The 17,441-nt window shown below is 47.2% G+C and carries 11 protein-coding genes; 6 read left to right on the top strand and 5 right to left on the bottom strand.

The window, feature by feature from the left end:
* Together IT781_RS22455 and IT781_RS15925 are read left to right on the top strand one after the other, a co-directional pair.
* A partial coding sequence (locus IT781_RS22455; protein WP_228779204.1) for a hypothetical protein occupies positions 1 to 201 on the top strand: 201 nt, incomplete at its 5' end.
* Entirely contained in the window at positions 198 to 1,232 is a 1,035-nt protein-coding gene (locus IT781_RS15925; RefSeq protein WP_194971168.1) for an inovirus-type Gp2 protein, read from the top strand. The genes IT781_RS22455 and IT781_RS15925, both read left to right, overlap by 4 nt.
* A 161-nt stretch (positions 1,233 to 1,393) precedes the next feature.
* Here the strand turns inward: IT781_RS15925 and IT781_RS15920 are convergent, their stop codons facing one another.
* The 5 genes from IT781_RS15920 to IT781_RS15900 all read right to left on the bottom strand — a co-directional run bounded on the left by IT781_RS15920 (position 1,394) and on the right by IT781_RS15900 (position 7,778).
* A complete protein-coding gene (locus IT781_RS15920) occupies positions 1,394 to 2,266 on the bottom strand; it encodes a hypothetical protein (RefSeq protein WP_194971167.1) in 873 nt (290 codons plus the stop codon).
* Complete coding sequence (locus tag IT781_RS15915; RefSeq protein ID WP_194971166.1) at positions 2,263 to 4,251, bottom strand: hypothetical protein; 1,989 nt, start codon at positions 4,249 to 4,251, stop codon at positions 2,263 to 2,265. Before IT781_RS15915 ends, IT781_RS15920 begins: the two co-directional genes overlap by 4 nt.
* Positions 4,252 to 5,054: 803 nt before the next feature.
* Positions 5,055 to 5,657 carry a hypothetical protein gene (locus IT781_RS15910; protein ID WP_194971165.1) on the bottom strand — a complete coding sequence of 201 codons (603 nt, stop codon included), beginning with the start codon at positions 5,655 to 5,657 and terminating at the stop codon, positions 5,055 to 5,057.
* Positions 5,654 to 6,898, bottom strand: coding sequence for a hypothetical protein (locus tag IT781_RS15905; RefSeq protein WP_194971164.1), 1,245 nt, complete (start codon positions 6,896 to 6,898; stop codon positions 5,654 to 5,656). The genes IT781_RS15910 and IT781_RS15905 overlap by 4 nt, the downstream gene beginning before the upstream one ends.
* Entirely contained in the window at positions 6,891 to 7,778 is an 888-nt protein-coding gene (locus IT781_RS15900; protein WP_194971163.1) for a WYL domain-containing protein, read from the bottom strand. The genes IT781_RS15905 and IT781_RS15900 overlap by 8 nt, the downstream gene beginning before the upstream one ends.
* A gap of 160 nt (positions 7,779 to 7,938) precedes the next feature.
* On the opposite strand from IT781_RS15900, the gene IT781_RS15895 reads away from it, so the two are divergent.
* The 4 genes from IT781_RS15895 to IT781_RS15880 are packed head-to-tail and all read left to right on the top strand — an operon-like array spanning position 7,939 to position 17,438.
* Entirely contained in the window at positions 7,939 to 11,019 is a 3,081-nt protein-coding gene (locus IT781_RS15895; protein WP_194971162.1) for a BPTD_3080 family restriction endonuclease, read from the top strand.
* Positions 11,012 to 12,883 (top strand): DUF262 domain-containing protein, encoded by a 1,872-nt coding sequence (locus IT781_RS15890; protein ID WP_194971161.1) that lies wholly within the window; start codon positions 11,012 to 11,014, stop codon positions 12,881 to 12,883. Before IT781_RS15895 ends, IT781_RS15890 begins: the two co-directional genes overlap by 8 nt.
* Positions 12,883 to 15,777: a site-specific DNA-methyltransferase gene (locus IT781_RS15885; RefSeq protein WP_194971160.1), complete on the top strand. Its 2,895-nt coding sequence runs from the start codon at positions 12,883 to 12,885 to the stop codon at positions 15,775 to 15,777. Before IT781_RS15890 ends, IT781_RS15885 begins: the two co-directional genes overlap by 1 nt.
* Positions 15,777 to 17,438 (top strand): ATP-dependent endonuclease, encoded by a 1,662-nt coding sequence (locus IT781_RS15880; RefSeq protein WP_194971159.1) that lies wholly within the window; start codon positions 15,777 to 15,779, stop codon positions 17,436 to 17,438. The genes IT781_RS15885 and IT781_RS15880 overlap by 1 nt, the downstream gene beginning before the upstream one ends.
* Positions 17,439 to 17,441 lie beyond the last annotated feature (3 nt).

Raw genomic sequence — 17,441 nt, 5'->3', positions numbered from 1 at the left:
AATAAGGATGACTGGTTTGGCGGCGTTAGCACAGATGGTCGGACTGGACGCTTACTGTTCATTGATAGAGTAACTAGGTTGTTTTCAAAGATAATTAGAGACACAGAGGGATTGCCTAAAACAATCCCCCTAAAGTTATCGATTGTCTTATTCGTGCAAGTTCATAAACAAATCTTTTTATTAACTAAGAGGTTTTTATGAACACATTATCTGAACAATTATTCCATATCGAACAACTGACCCATACGATCGTTAATCAACCCGATGATCCTCTCTATACCGTTATCGATCAAGGTAACGGCGGGGTACAGGTCATACCGACGCCATTAGCGAATATGATATTCCTCACCATTCGAGACTACATCTATCCGCTGCTTCAGCAGTTTCCGATTCATCAATTTAATCCTTATATCAACGTGTTCTTTAAAAACGTGCTCAACGGTAATTTAGCGGAGAGTATCCTTCATCATGAGAGCCTGAAAAAACAGAACGATCACTATCAGATCGGCTTCGATTACGAGGTGGTGCTGGACGTGATGACGCGGATGCGTGTCTGCCTCGATCAGATCAGACAAGAAATAAAGAGCTTTGAATTTAAAAACTTGATCTATAACGCTAACCGCGCATCCAAAAAGAACTATGAGGGATTAATGGCTTATATCGATTCGTTATTTGATAATTATTACCAATTACTAGTGATCAGAGTGGATTTGGGTTATCACCAAGGTAACCATATCACCTGCCAGGTCGACGTGGCGAATAAATATTGGGAGGCGAAACATGACTTTGAGCATTTATTTAATAATGCCAAGATGAACAGCCTTTTTGAACACAAGGTGGGCCATATCTGGTCACTCGAATATGGCCCGGATAAAGGTTACCACTATCACTTGATCCTGTTTTTCGATGGTTCTAAAGTCCAACATGATGTTTACCTAGCGATGAGGGTAGGTGAGTATTGGATTTACCCTATAACGGCGGGGCGAGGTGTTTATTGGAACTGCAATGACCATAAAGACGATTACTTTAAATGCGGGATTGGGATGATCCATTATAGCGAGGGCGAAAAAATCAAGCATCTAAAACAGGCAGCAGCCTATTTGATCAAAGTGGATCACTATGCGCGCCTGTTGACACCCGGCAACGGTAGAACCTTCGGTCGGGGTGAAATCCTGCCACCACGAATCGAGGGGCCTGGAAGACCGAGATTGTACAAAATAAATTCGAATTGATCTGAACTAAGCCGTTGAACAGGAGATGTTTCAACGGCTTTTCTGCCGCTGACTCAGAAGAATTCAACAATAACCCGCTAAATATCCACAATCTGCTTGGCGTGGGTTAAGCGGTAAGCTTAAAACAGTGAAGGCGAGTCGGTTGCGGACTTCATCACCGGTCACAGCCAGATGGCTTCCTGCTCTAAGGCTTTGCCGTGATATTGTGAAATTTCCGCAAGTTGCTCTAGATCTTTATCTACTAAATTTGACAGTTTAAGTTGGTTATAGGCGTTATGGAATAAAATGCTAGTACGGGACCATATTTCCTTATCACCGTATTTCATGAGCTTGTCCTGCCAGTTAGGCATCCAATAAAAATCGAGTTTAGTTTCCGCATGAAGAGATTTGGCAAGGCGCGCATAGTTGGATAATCCAATGCCATCGTAATCCGGAAACAAAATCACCTGCGGGCTACGAGAACATTCGGATAACCATTGTAAAAAAAACTCTGGGAGTTGCCCGGCGTAATAAATAAGACAGCCATTGAAATCGTTGTCGAGCCAGTCATTGCGATCAAATAACGCTTGGTTTTCCACGAATAGCAAAGTCCGATTACATCGCCAGGATTGATCCGCGTTTAAACGTAATGCCGCAATACCAAATTTGCTTGTGGCAGCAGTAACATCCAATGTGGTTCTCTCATCTTGCCAAATGACCCCGTCGGCCCAGGCCTTCATCAACAGGTAGTAGGATTGGTGAGTAGAATTACCTTTTTTACTGCTGCGATTGATGCCCACATTGCGGCTACGATCCGGTAGATCGGGCGGAAGATCGGTTTCGGAAACGGGTTGCAGTTGCGCTAAATAATTCGATAACGCCAAGGGGTTAATGACCCTATAAAGCGTACTTCGTCCTTGCCTGGCAATTTCAATGAGGCGGGTGCTGCTTGAAAATGTCTCCAAAGCCTTACGCTGTTGCAAGGAAAAGCTGGATGATGGAAGTGCTGCTGGGCTATCTAATAATCGTTGGATGGCATCAGATAAAGCGTTCACGGTAAAGCCTTTTCCAAGGGTTCCAGGATTTGCCAATTTAGTCGGCTGATATGATTTTTACCGCTGACGGTCCCAATCGGCACACAATAACGAGCAGTAATCTGCGGTTCCGGTGAAGCAAATATCAAAGAAAAACCGAATTCGGCGGCGGTTTGGATGAGGTTTCGCTGGTTGCGCTGATCCAATGAGGCGGCCTCATCCAGATAGCAAGCGGTTTTGATGCTTTTTCTGTCATCCTGCATTTGATTGAGCATGGCTAAACCGGTAATTAACTTGGCCATTAAAACCGTGCCGTTCGACGCGGCACTGTCCAACTCTTCGAACTCGGCCGGATTCTGGTTCTGCTTGCCGATGACGAACACCAAACGAAACAAATGCTCGACTTTCAAACTACCGAGTTTCTCGCCCTGTTTGATCAATAAATCCTTGGCTTTATTAAGCTCCTTATCATCCAGTACAGTATTGTGATCGAAAAGATCAAAAGAATGCCCTGACTCGACTTGTTCGGAAGTCGAAATCAAGGTTCGGATGGCGTTTACAATCGCTTCCTCTTCACGCGGTTCGATCTTGAAAACCTTGAGATCGGATAAGGGGCGCTTATTGATCTTATGGTTAAAGTCCGACATTCGGCGTTTTAAAGTTTCTAAACTATCACGCAAATCGCGCAAAATAGCCGCCACTTGTACCACCGCAGAGCGGGCTTTACGCTCAATTGCAGCTTGTTCCTGTTTGAGTTGGGCTGTGTAATTGAACAGTGCTTGTAATTCTTGTTCCGGGCCTTCCTGTGCCTCAAATTTGTTGATACCGTCATGTCGCAACACATTCAAATCGCCGGCCAATTCTTTATCCAGTTCCTTCAACCGCTGACAATCCTGGTTGTAAGATTCAATCCGATCGGCTAATCGATCGATTTCAAACTGCGCATGATCCATCCACGGCACATTCGGCAATTGATCCAGGAAGTTAAACGGGGGCTCATGATCTTTGCGTTGTTGCCGTGCGAAATGGACGCGTTTATGCCTGTTATTTAGGTTTTCACTATCTTTTTTGACTTCCGACAACGCATTATCGGTTTCAAGCTTTCTTTTTTCTAATGACTTGTCTTCTTCCGCTAATGTAATCAGTTGTTCCTTCGAATTCTTGATGAGCTGGAGTCGATCGGGCGCCGATACCTGCAAGGCCGTCAGTTCCTGGTAAAGCTCGATATCCTTGCGTTGTTGATCGAGCTTTTGATCAAGCTCATCGACTTTTGCTTTTTCTTGTTCGTAGTGTTCCACCGTAGCCAGCGTCGTTTCCCAGCCGGTTCGTTGACGTTGTAACTCTTCGATCTCGTATTGTAGTTCGGCAACGGTCTTAATCTGTAAATTCGGTTCCAATGATGCCAAGTTGATTGATAGTCCTGCCACTTCCAAAACAGTTTCTTTCAGATGCTCAGCTAATTCCTTGCCAAATGCTTTTAGTTGATTTTCATCCCTTACCTTGACTGTGCCATCTTGGGTGACTGGCAGACTTAGGACGGGAGCCGCCAATAAACGGCCCATCGCATGGAAACTTGCCGTCGGCAACGACTGTTGTAATTGTAAATACAGATTGTTGTCGATGGCGGAGAGCCGTTGCTCCAATTGCCTGATTTCATGCTGGCCTTTTACGATATGACGCCGAAGCGTATTCGCGTTGGGCTGGTTCTCGGCATTTTTCAGACGCGCGATTAAATTATCACGGCTCGCTTGCAAGCTGTTTAACTGTGCTACTAACTGGGCTAAATCTTGAACGAAATGGAACTGGCGGGTTAGCTCTTGGTAGCGTTCTTCCTGTTTTTCCAGTTGTTTTAGTTCGAGCTCGGTTTTTGCCTGATCCCGGTAAATAGATTTCTGCCTTTCGGCTAAAAGCTTTAATTGGCCTGCCAACCGTTCCGCTTCAGCTTGAAGCGTTTGATTTTGACGATTGAAATACACTTCCCACTCGGTCAGTCCTTTTTCGATCAAAGGTCGCCAATGGATAAGTTTACCTCTCAGTTCCTTTCGGATTTGCTGGCTGGCCTCCATCCTGAGGATGCGAGTGCGGTTACGGGATACCGCATCGAACTGCGCCTTGTCGTAATTGACATCAGCAAATGACTTGTCCCATTCGTCCTTGAAGTTGACGCTTCGGTCATGCAATTCGTTTTTATAGATCTCCAGCAAATACTCTTTCACTTGGCGGCTGTCTAGGCTATCCAGGCGTAGGGTCCGGGTCAGGATACGCTGATAAGTTGCGGCCTGGGATGTAAACTCCAACGGGAAAATCGTCAAATCCAGATCATCGGAGCGTTGCTTTTGCCGGTTACCGTACAACAACGAGCGTAGGTCTCCGGACTGATAAATCTTCGCTAATTTGCCTCGCTCCAACAGTCTCTCGATCAACTTGGGTTGAGTGACCAATTTGCCATTGTCCAGTCGATAGTCGTCGATATCTAGCCCGCCCTGGTAAGCAAAATATTCGTAATCGTGGCTCAACCCTTTCCCGACGCAGCCAATCACAGCCATGCCCGTTGATAACAGCACTTCTAACAGAATGTAAGCGCTATTATCAGGAAAATAAAACTTCCGTGAGCTTTCGATAGTGTGCGCCCCAAAGTCCATTAAGCGTCGATCGATGATCAATAAAAACTGCAGGGCATTGATCAAACTCGTTTTACCGGTATTGTTCGGTGCCACGATGGATACCGAATCGTCCAACGGGAGCTCCGCGCGACTGTAGCCGGCGCTATTCAGCAATACCAGTTTCTGAAAACCATATTGGCCCAAACTCATAAGGCTTCCTCGGACTGTTCAAGATCGCCCAATGCATCGAGGGGTGAAGACGCCGTGACGGTTTCATCCAGATCAGGTTTGTCTGCTTGCGCCAACTCCTCAAACAGATCGAGATAGCGGTGAACCGCCGGCAACAGCCAGTAGCTGCCATCCTCAAACAACGTAAAACCCACTCGGGCCGCGCGATCTAGGATTTCGCTCAAGGCTTGGGCGCTGGCCATTTCTTCGGCTTCCAATAGGGCATGATAGTGCTGGCTTAGTGCCTCTAATAATGGCCCGTCAACGCGCCATTGTTGAAACTGAAACAAATGCAGTCCCTGATCCGCCTGGTATTCGAACAAAAGCATTAAGAATAACGCTAAACGACGGCTTAACTTTCCGGTATAGGAACTGGCCTGCTCAGTCTTGAAATACGCAAATCCGCGTCCATCCATTACCAAGGCAAAACCCAAGGCAGAAAACAGACTTTCGTACCCGGCATAGTGTTTTTCTAAATCCATCCAGAGCTCGGTATCTTGCAGTCGATTGATGTGTATCCCAGAACTTAAGGCTTTAAATAAGGTTTGCAATTGGGCTAATTGCTTCAAATCAAGGGTCATGCCGTCTCCAGCACGTGGCTATGTAATGCAATCGCAACTTGCTTTAGCACAACGCGGGCGGCGCGTTCATTCGGCGTGGCATTAATGTCGGGTAAACGAATCAATTTATGATAAAGCTTCAATAAGGTGGCATCCTGGTAATTCCCGTAATGCTGCATCAGCCAGGTCATCAAATCCGGAATAGGTAAGCTCGCGTAAAGATGCCGGCGGATCGCTTCGTCATCCACTTGTTCAATAGCAACCAGCAACTGATCAGAGATTTCTTCGGGAAAATCAACGGATTTAGCTTGATAACCACGTATTTGTTCCATCAACGCCAAAAGTTCAGGGCCAACTGCAACGGAAACCGTACGTTCCTTACGCCAAACCGGCAAACGCTGTAGGGGGAACGTACGCTCTAAACCTTTTCTTCTGACTTGACCCAACAATTTGCCGATCGACGTACTCAACTGGTTATGCCGGCGGACTTCTTCGCGCAAAGGCATCAAGGTATTCGTGCATTTTTTCAATGCTTGCAGCCCGTTATGGCGTACGTCTTTCACTCGGAACATCACTTGGCGAAGCATCTGTTGATGGCTATACAAACCGCCCTGAATGGCCATAGCCTGAGCCAAGTTTTCGAGTACCTTCTCGGCGCGTTCCAGCAAGGGATAAAAGCTGCCGCCTGCGCCGGTGTCCATCAGTTCTTCCATCGGAAGCACATAGTGGTCATAAGCATCCAAGACCTCACGATAGCGTTGCTCTAAAGGCATCCGTTCATCCCTGGATTTGGCCCGTTCGGCAATGCCTTGTATAGCATGACTGTCTTGATCAAGTTGCTGCAGAATTTGTCGAAGCTGTTTGTCGATTCGTATTGCCCCGTTTTGCAAGGCGGCCATATCCCGCTGCTCCATCGCGAGTTGCAATTGGTCCAACCCCGCTTGAATATCAACGATCCTCGCTTTTAGAATCTCGGATAACCCCAATTCATGTTCGTGCAATAAAGCGCTGACAAACTGACTCACGGCCTCGTTGATTTGTAAACTGTCGCTGTGCGACATCGCAATCAACAATTCGTTATTGACCAATTGCTGCAAGCGTTCCAAGCGTTGTTCACGGCTGTTCTCGGGATAGACTTTAGTCAATAGTGACACGATTTCGTCCCGCTCAAAGGCAATATGCTCACGGCCCAACGCAACTAAGTATTCGATAATCTCCCAATGCCTATCGAGCGAACGGACGAGGCTGCGAGGATTAATCATGGTTTGCCCCTAGGGTGTCATCGGCCGAGACGCCGCGATTCAGCCAGACAATCTGCTGCACCTTGGGATCATCATGCTCCACATCCAGATGCAGCATGCGTAAGACATAGAGTTTTAAGGCTCGTCGGACATTCAGATGCAACTTCCCATTCACCATGCCAAAATCATCGGCAATGACCGTTTGTTGTTCGGGGCTCAGTCCTGGATGAGGAGTCAGGATCAATGTATCAAAGCGATTCCAATCCACGTCGTCATTGACTCCGGATGCCGCATTTTCGCCTAATTCTGGGGTGGAAATAAAGCGGGCTAGGACAAAATCTCGATAGTCCTCGTGTTCACGGCTAAAGGCGCGAATATGCCAGCGAAATCCGTTGAATACCAACGTATGTGGCTCTAGTGTCAGATATTTAGCCGGACTGGTTAACGATTGATAGCAAACCTTGATTTGCCGTTTTTCCCGTATGGCTTGATGAATCAGCCGGAGGTCCGGGAAATCTAGTTTTCGTTCGGGAGCGGACAGTAATTCCACGCCGATGCCGGTAGGCACAATAGGCAATACGACTGACTGTCCTAAACAACTTCCCGCTTCGACTAAGCGAAAATATTCCTCTGCGGACCCTCTCATAAAGCGGGGGGTAAAATTGTTACACGGAAAATAAGCCTTTTGCTGAGGATCGTAATACAAATTCCCTGAAGCTAATTGGCGGTACAGCGTAAAATCCTTAGACGCTTGCCCGCGTGAAATACCGAACAATTGCATCAAACTCCCCGTCGTTACTCGGCCTTCCCACAAAGCAGTCGCTTCCAATAACGCCAAACGTTGTCGGGTATCCCATTTCAATGAATTATCACTTGGCCGGAAAGAAATCATGAGATTCATTATATGCCATTTTTTTTGACATATATAAACACTCGCATTATAGTTTTAACGTTAGATCATACAACTTGATAGCCTGCATGCGCTGAATGTAAGCACAAGTGTCATCACTTCTTGTAAACCCCTATCGGTTTACATCAAGTTGGCTGTAAAAAATAAAAATATGGAAAACGCATTTTTCAGTAAACCCATCCTAAACTCCCCTTATTCATATCCATCAAGACATTGGGAGTTGGATGACAAAGGGCAGCCAACGCAACAAATTATTGAACATCGGCGAAAAGCGGAATTTATTACCCCCATTCCGAAACCCAAAAAGGTCAAAGCTTCTGCCGAACAAAAACAACTCTTCGACTTTGAAGCCTCAGACGCGATTTCCACCCGCGAGCAGCGCTACGACCCAACGCCCATTATTAATGAATTGCGTCAGTACATCGATGATTGGCGGAGACTCCCAAATTCTTCAGATTGGCTAGTTACGCCCGAAACAGCCCGTTTACTGCGACATTGGCGCCAACACGATTTTAGTGGTGTCCGCCCTTTCTTTTGCCAGGTTGAGGCGGTGGAAACCTGTATCTGGCTGACGGAAGTGGCGCCAAAGCTCGGAAAACCGGGGAAGAAATTCTTACAGCATTTGGACGCTGCCAACCAAAACGCCAATCCCGGGTTAATGCGTTTAGCGTTGAAACTAGCGACTGGCGCGGGCAAAACCACGGTTATGGCGATGATCATTGCTTGGCAAACGGTCAACGCTGTACGTCGTTCCAATAGCAAAAACTTTTCCCGTGGATTTCTGATTGTCACGCCCGGTTTAACCATTCGCGATCGCTTACGTGTGCTACAACCGAACGATCCGGACAGTTATTATCAAAGCCGGGAAATCGTCCCCAACGACATGCTGGGCGATATTGAGCGGGCCAAAATCGTCATTACCAATTATCACGCCTTCAAGCTGCGCGAGCGATTGGAAATCTCCAAAGGCGGGCGTTCGCTGCTGCAAGGTCGCGGCGGCGATGCGCTCAATACTTCTGAGACCGAAGGCCAAATGCTACAACGCGTCATGCCGGAATTGATGGGCATGAAAAACATCATGGTGCTGAACGACGAGGCCCATCACTGTTATCGTGAAAAACCTAATCATGATGATGAAGAGCTTAAGGGTGACGAAAAAAAAGAGGCGGAGAAAAACAACGAAGCTGCACGACTCTGGATTACGGGTTTGGAAACCGTTAACCGTAAATTAGGGGGGCAACGGGTTGTGGACTTATCGGCAACGCCCTTTTTTCTGAGCGGCTCCGGTTATGTAGAAGGCACTTTGTTCCCGTGGGCGATGAGCGATTTCTCCTTGATGGATGCCATCGAATGCGGGATCGTCAAATTGCCGCGTGTGCCGGTTGCCGACAATATCCCCGGCGAAGTGATGCCTAAATTCCGCAATCTGTGGGAACACATCGGCAAAAAAATGCCCAAAAAAGGCCGCGGCCAAGGCAAGTCATTAGATCCATTAAGCATTCCGGTCGAATTGCAAACCGCGTTGGAAGCTCTCTATGGTCATTACGAAAAAACTTACCAACTTTGGCAAGACAACGGCATCAAAGTCCCTCCATGTTTTATCGTAGTGTGTAACAACACCAGTACGTCAAAACTGGTTTACGACTATATTTCCGGTTTTCATCGGGAAAATGAAGACGGTTCAACCAGTTTGGAGAATGGCCGCCTCTCATTATTTAGAAACTTTGATGATTACGGCAACCAGCTTGCGCGTCCCAATACCCTGCTGATCGATAGCGAGCAGTTAGAATCGGGAGAAGCCCTGGACGACAACTTTCGCAAGATGGCGAGCGACGAAATCGAACGCTTCCGCCGTGAAATCATTGAGCGTACCGGCGACCGCAAACAAGCCGAGAATCTTTCCGATCAGGAATTACTGCGCGAAGTGATGAACACCGTCGGCAGGGAAGGCCGTCTCGGCGAGTCGATCCGCTGCGTGGTTTCCGTTTCCATGTTAACCGAAGGCTGGGACGCCAATACGGTAACTCATGTACTCGGCGTACGGGCTTTCGGCACCCAATTGCTTTGTGAACAAGTGATTGGCCGCGCCTTGCGTCGTCAATCTTATGAACTCAATGAAGAAAACCGGTTTAACGTGGAGTATGCCGACGTACTCGGCATACCGTTCGACTTTACCGCTAAACCGGTGATTGCCCCACCGCAACCACCCCGGCAAACGGTGCACGTCAAAGCCGTCAGACCCGAACGCGATCACCTGGAAATTCAATTTCCCCGAGTGCAAGGCTATCGCGTCGAATTGCCTGAAGAACGGTTAACGGCAGAATTCAATATAGACTCCATCCTCGAATTAACCCCCGATTTGGTGGGACCTTCAGTTACCCAAAACGCCGGTATTATCGGCGAATCGGTGGACCTTAACCTAGTGCATACCTGCGACATGCGGATGTCGACGCTACTATTTCATTTAACGCAGCGTCTGCTCTACACCAAATGGCGCGATCCCGGAGATGAAGCTAAACTCCATCTGTTCGGCCAATTGAAGCGCATCACCAAGCAATGGCTCGATACCTGTCTGGTTTGCAAAGGCGGCACTTATCCTGCGCAATTGATGTATCAGGAACTGGCCGATATGGCTTGCGAACGCATCACCGCTGCTATCACGCGTTCTCTGGTAGGCACTCGTCCGATTAAAGCGGTACTCGATCCTTACAATCCTGTTGGCTCAACTAACCATGTCAGCTTTAACACCTCGAAAACCGAACGATGGGAAACGGCCGTCAACCGTTGCCATATCAACTGGGTGATTCTGGACAGTGACTGGGAAGCCGAATTCTGCCGTGTGGCGGAAAAACACCCTAAGGTCAAAGCCTATGTCAAAAATCATAGCCTGGGTCTGGAAGTGCCTTACCGCTATGGATCGGAAACCCGCAAATATCTGCCGGACTTCATCGTTCGGGTCGATGATGGGCACGGTGACGATGACTTACTGAACCTCATCGTCGAAATCAAAGGCTACCGTCGTGAAGACGCCAAAGACAAGAAGGCTACCATGGAAACCTACTGGATACCGGGGATAAATAATCTGAAAAGCTTTGGCCGCTGGGCTTTTGCTGAATTTACCGAGGTTTATCAAATTGAGACTGAATTTGAAGCCAAGGTGGAAGAAGCATTCAACCAACTCATCTCGAGCGCCACAACGCATCCAACTCAAGAGATACTAAACAATGTTTGATACCACCAAGGAAGATATCAGGGACATCCTAAAAAAAATAGACCAAGGCAAACTCCAATTACCTGACTTCCAAAGAGATTACGTTTGGGGTGATGAAGATGTCAAAAGCCTATTGGCTTCTATCGCCAAAGGATTCCCTGTCGGCGCGCTATTGACGCTTGAAACTGGTGGCCACATTGAATTCAAAGCGCGATTTATTACTGGCGCAGAAGCCAAACCAGTGGCTCCAGAAGATTTGTTGCTGGATGGTCAGCAACGCATGACGTCTCTTTATCAATCCACCTACGCCAAAGCCCCCGTCCGGACACGCACCCCCAGAAATACCTTTGTCGAACGTTTTTACTATCTAGACATAAAAAAAGCCGTTAGCGGTACAGCCGATTTAGAAGACGCGATCATCGGTGTGCCGGCAGACAAAGTTGTGCGTAAAGACTTTGGTAAAACCATTGACTTGGACTTATCGACACAAAATGCGGAGTTCGAAAAGGATATGTTTCCGCTTAATCAGGTGTTCGAAAGAAAAGATTGGATTTATAGTTGGCGAGATTACTGGCGTAACAAAGGACGCGACATCTACGAGTTGGAAAAGTGTTTAGATAGGGATGTGCTGGACACTATCGATCGCTACAAAATGCCGATTATTCGGCTGGATAAAACCAATACGCGTGAAGCGATTTGCTTGGTCTTCGAAAAGGTTAACGTTGGCGGGAAAAAGCTGGATGCCTTTGAACTGGTTACAGCTATTTATGCGGCAGGTAATTTTGACTTACGTGAGGATTGGAATGGCATTCCAAAACCGCTTCAACCCGGCCGCAAAGCTCGAATGGCAGGCCTGGAAAACCGGCGCGACGTGCTCAGTCAAATTGCCAGTACTGATTTTCTGCAAGGCTGCACGCTGCTGCATACGCGTGACAACCGTTTGGCAAAGATTGCCGATGGCATGACCGGCAAAGACATCCCACAAATAAGCTGTAATCGGGATGCATTATTAGGTCTCCCACTTCCCGCCTATCAAAAGTATGCCGATGCTTTAGAAGCAGGCTTTATCGAAGCAGGCAGTTTTCTTAACGAACTCAAGATCATTTGGCATAGAGACATTCCTTATCCTCCGTTGATCGTGGGGTTGGCATCCACATTTGCCATATTAGGACATAATGCACAAACGGCATCGGCCAAACAGAAATTAGCCCAATGGTTTTGGTCGATCACATTCGGTGAACTCTATGGATCAAGCACGGAATCTCGTCTTGCCCGCGATGTGCCTGAATTAGTCGAATGGATAGCCAACAATGGCCCCAGACCTCGCTCATTGGATGAAGCCCTATTTCAAAGAGATCGCTTGAAATCGCTACGCTCCCGCTTATCCGCTGCCTATAAAGGCTTGCATGCGTTAATGATGAAGCAGGGCTGTGAGGACTTCATCACCGGCCGAGGTGCGGATTTGATGACATTTTTCAATGATCGCATCGACATTCACCATATCTTTCCCCAAGCCTGGTGCAAGAAAAACGGCATTCCTCCCGATGATTTCAATTCCATCATCAACAAAACCCCTCTTTCGAAATACTCCAATATCCTGATCAGTGGTGATGCGCCTTCCGTTTACCTCAAACGAATCGAAGATAGACACGGCCTCAGTTCCGAAACATTAGATAACCTATTACGGACGCATTTAATCGAGCCTGAGCATTTACGTACCGATAATTTCACAGCTTTTTTCGAAGCCCGTATGCATGCATTGGCCACATTGGTCGCCAAAGCCATGGATAAGGCGGTGGTGCAGGAGCACGGTACCAATGAAACCGAGATAGATGACGACGCGAGCGATGAAGCCAGCAATGAGCAACTCGAGGCAGTCCTGTAATGGCAGTTAAAATCCCAAACAAGAACGATTCTAAACTTAGCGTCGAAACTCTGACGCACGACGAAGCCACGCGTAAGAACATTCCCACCGCCGAATACCAATCGGTGATGGCCAAGGACGAGCAAAGCCCGATTCGCTTGGCTTACGAACGGCGTAACCGCGACCTCGATCCGCAACTGGTTTGGCGGGGCAAGGACGAACAGGATTGGTCGGACTTGGTCGTCCATGCGCCGCCGCTGTATATCCAGGAAAAAGTCCATCCCAAGGTATTGATCGACGATCTGCTGCTTCGCACCGAAAGTCAGCAACCGGCGGAGCCCGATCAAATCGACCTGTTCTCCGACTTCAACGGCCTGCCCAACGACAACGCCAAAACTGAGTTTTATCGTCACGATGCCCACTGGACCAACCGCATGATCCTGGGCGACAGCTTGCAAGTGATGGCCAGCTTGGCAGAGCGCGAAGGCTTGCGTGGCAAAGTGCAATGCATTTATTTCGATCCACCGTACGGCATCAAATTCAATTCCAACTTTCAATGGTCCACCACCAGCCGCGATGTTAAAGACGGCAACACCGACCATATCACTCGCGAACCGGAACAGGTGAAAGCCTTTCGCGATACTTGGCGCGACGGCATTCATTCCTATCTAACCTATTTACGCGACCGCCTGACCGTGGCGCGGAATTTATTGACCGATTCCGGCTCGATTTTTGTGCAGATTGGCGATGAAAATGTGCATCGCGTTCGGGCGGTGATGGATGAGGTGTTTGGGGATGCAAATTTTGTTGCGCAAATAGCATCAACTAAAACTGCCGGACAAACGGATTCGCTATTGCCCTCATTGTTTGACGTTCTGCTCTGGTATGCAAAGGATTCTAGTACGGCGAAGTTTCGACGTCTTTTTCGATCTAAAGGAGTGGGATTTGACGAAATTGGCCAGTATTACCATGTACAGTTATCAGATGGAACAAGACGAAGACTCACTGATCTTGAAATCAATTCCGGCGAGGCTTCTAAAATAGGAGCCCCATTTCGAAGCTCAGACATTTCAAGTAATAAACCATATAGTCTTGGCCGCATCCCTTTTGAATTTGAGGGCAAATCTTTTCTTCCTCCTAATGGCCGATATTGGACACATAGTCCCGGTGGAAGAGAACGATTGAAAAAAGCTAATCGTCTAATGGCAATTGGCAAAAGTGTGCGATATGTTGGTTTTTTAATGGATGATTCTGTTGCAACCATAAATAATCAATGGACTGATACTGGCGTAAGTGGATTTGCTTCCGAAAAAGTTTATGTAGTTCAGACAAGCCCAAAATTAATTGAGCGTTGCCTTCTAATGACCACTGACCCCGGCGACCTCGTGCTCGATCCGACCTGTGGCTCAGGCACCACTGCTTATGTCGCCGAACAATGGGGCCGCCGCTGGATCACCATCGACACTTCCCGCGTCGCACTGGCTTTGGCCCGTGCCCGAATCATGGGCGCACGCTATCCTTACTACCTGCTCGCCGACAGCTATGAAGGCCAACGCAGGGAAGCCGAACTGACCCGTTCCTCGCCTTCCAGCCAACCCACTCGCAACGACATTCGCCAGGGCTTTGTTTACGAGCGCGTGCCGCACATCACGTTAAAAGCCATCGCCAATAATGTCGAGATCGATGTCATCTGGGATAAGTTTCAAGAAAAGTTGGAACCGCTACGCGAACAACTGAATCAAGCTTTGGACCAACAATGGCAGGAATGGGAAATTCCGCGCGATGCCGATCCAAAATGGCCGGAGGCCGTAATCAAACTACATGCCGAATGGTGGCAACAACGAATTGGCCGCCAACAGGAAATCGATGCCTCGATTGCCGCCAAAGCTGATTTCGAATACCTGTACGATAAACCCTACGAAGACAAGAAAAAAGTCCGCGTCGCAGGACCCTTCACCGTCGAAAGCCTGTCGCCGCACCGGGTGCTGACCGTCGATGAAAACGACGAACTGGTCGATGGCGTTGCCGAAACAAATGCCGAGTACCGCGAAGAACGCGACTTCGTGCAAATGATTCTGGAAAACCTGAAAACCGCCGGCGTCCAGCAGGCGCATAAACAGGACAAAATTGTGTTCACCGCGTTGTCGCCCTGGCCCGGCGAATTGATTTGCGCCGAGGGACGTTATTTAAGTGATGGTGACGGAGCCGGCCGTGCTGACGGCACGGGATATGGACGAGGGCACGCGGGCGGAGCCGGCGAAGCCGATGGAACAGGCTATGGAGAATCGTTTATCGAAAAGCGCGCCGCAATCTTCATCGGCCCCGAATTCGGTACTGTTTCCCGCCCCGATCTGGTCGCCGCCGCTCGCGAAGCCGGCGATGCCGGTTTTGATGTGCTGATCGCCTGCGCCTTCAACTACGACGCCCACTCCTCGGAATTCGACAAACTCGGCCGCATCCCGGTACTGAAAGCTCGCATGAACGCCGACCTGCACATGGCCGACGACCTGAAAAACACCGGCAAAGGCAACTTGTTCGTGATCTTCGGCGAACCGGACATTGACATCCTCGATGCCGCAGACGGCAAGATTCAAGTCAAAGTCAACGGCGTCGACGTCTTTCACCCCAACACCGGCGAAGTCCGCAGTGACGGCGCCGAAGGCATCGCCTGCTGGTTCATCGACACCGACTACAACGAAGAAAGTTTCTTTGTCCGCCACGCCTATTTCCTCGGAGCTAACGATCCTTACAAATCATTGAAGACAACGCTCAAAGCCGAAATCAACGAAGAAGCCTGGGCAACCTTGAACAGCGATACATCAAGGCCTTTCGATAAACCCAAATCTGGGCGAATTGCAGTGAAGGTCATTAATCATCTCGGGGACGAGGTGATGAAGGTGTTTAGGGTGAATTGATGTTATTAAAAAACTTAGAAATTGAAAGCTTTAAGAAAATCAAAAAAGTTTCGATCGATTTATCTAACATTAATATCCTCGTTGGATGTAACGGTTCTGGTAAATCGTCAGTACTTCAAGCAATCCATCTAGCCTGTTGCGTAACTCGACAAGTTGATCGTGTTGAACTACATAAAACATCTACAATTAGTATCGATGACTTAGATTATCTACCTACGGATGATTACAAATCACTCGGCCACAAAAGCCAGTGGGGAAATGTTGCAGGATCATCGTCATCAAAAGTCAAATTATCGTTTGATATGCCGAATGGAGGAACGTCAATTTCTTCATGCACACTAAGATCGGCAAGAAATGCAGGCATATCGATTACCGGTACAGTTCCAATTCCACTATCAAATACTTTAAGGCAAAAGAAAAGGTTTTTTTCTGCTTATATACCTGGAATTTCAGGAATCCCGAACAAAGAAGAAAAAAGAGCTAGAAAAGTCATTCTTAAATCATGCTCCTATGGTGACTCTAATGTTATTTTACGGAATGCATTACTTCTTCTTAAACTTAGAAATCAACAAAACATTGAGCATATAGAAAAGTGGATTAAAGAAATTATTGGGCCAATTAAAATCAATGTTCACCATGATGACGAGCGTGATCTGTTTATTTCATGCCACGTAGAAACAAATGGTACTACTAGGCCATTAGAGCTAATTGGAACTGGATTTCTTCAACTGATACAAATATTTACTTATATATTGCTTTTCGAGCCAGGAATTTTATTAGTTGATGAGCCAGATATACACTTACATCCAACAGCACAAAGTAAGCTTGTTAAAGTCTTAGCGAGAATTGCAAATGACAGAAATCTTCGCATTCTACTGAGCACACACTCTCCATTTATTGTGCGAGGTGCTCCGGCATCAGCAAATGTATACTGGCTAAATGATGGAGAAGTGGGCTCTCATAATAGACAACAAGTTGAATTGGCTTTGGGATGGGGAGCTTTTGGAAAAAAAATAATTTTAGTCTCCGAAGATTCCAATACCTCATTTTTGCAAAAAATTGTGTCGCAATGGCATGAGATTGAAAGGAATGTAGCGTTTTATCCAGGAACTGGTTACTCCCATATACCAACCCCATCGCAGGCCAAAGTGCTTGCCGAGGCTCTAGGAGGAGCTTACAAAATTGTTATTCATCGTGATAGAGATTCTCTGACTGACGATGAAATTGAAGTTTTGAAGGCGAAATATTCTGCAGTAGGAGCATACCTATGGTTTCCAAAAATATCAGATGTTGAAGCATATTTTTGCGAACCTGACTTTTTAATAAATTATGCAGGATGTTCGGAACAAGAAGCCGATACATATATTGAGGATATTTTATCTCAACATTCCACTCCAATCCGTGAGCAATTTAATAAACAAAGGGCTGCTCACAATGATGAAATATATAAACATACCGGCGGAAGTCCAAGTAATGATGAAATCTGGGACTATTTCCAAAGTAGGTTATTTAGAGGGGCAAAAGGTAAATTTATTTTCAAACAGTTAAAAAACAAAATTCCTCAGAATGTATTTAGGGAATCTCTTATATTGGATGCTGAAAGCTTAAATAATATTGCACTTGACTTGAAGGAAATGCTTATTAGCGTTTTGGCGGATTAAATA

It is taken from the genome of Methylobacter sp. BlB1 (assembly GCF_015476545.1).
Taxonomy (GTDB): domain Bacteria; phylum Pseudomonadota; class Gammaproteobacteria; order Methylococcales; family Methylomonadaceae; genus Methylobacter.
The sequence above is the reverse complement of the archived record's forward strand: the minus strand, read 5'-3'. Positions and strand labels throughout refer to the sequence as shown.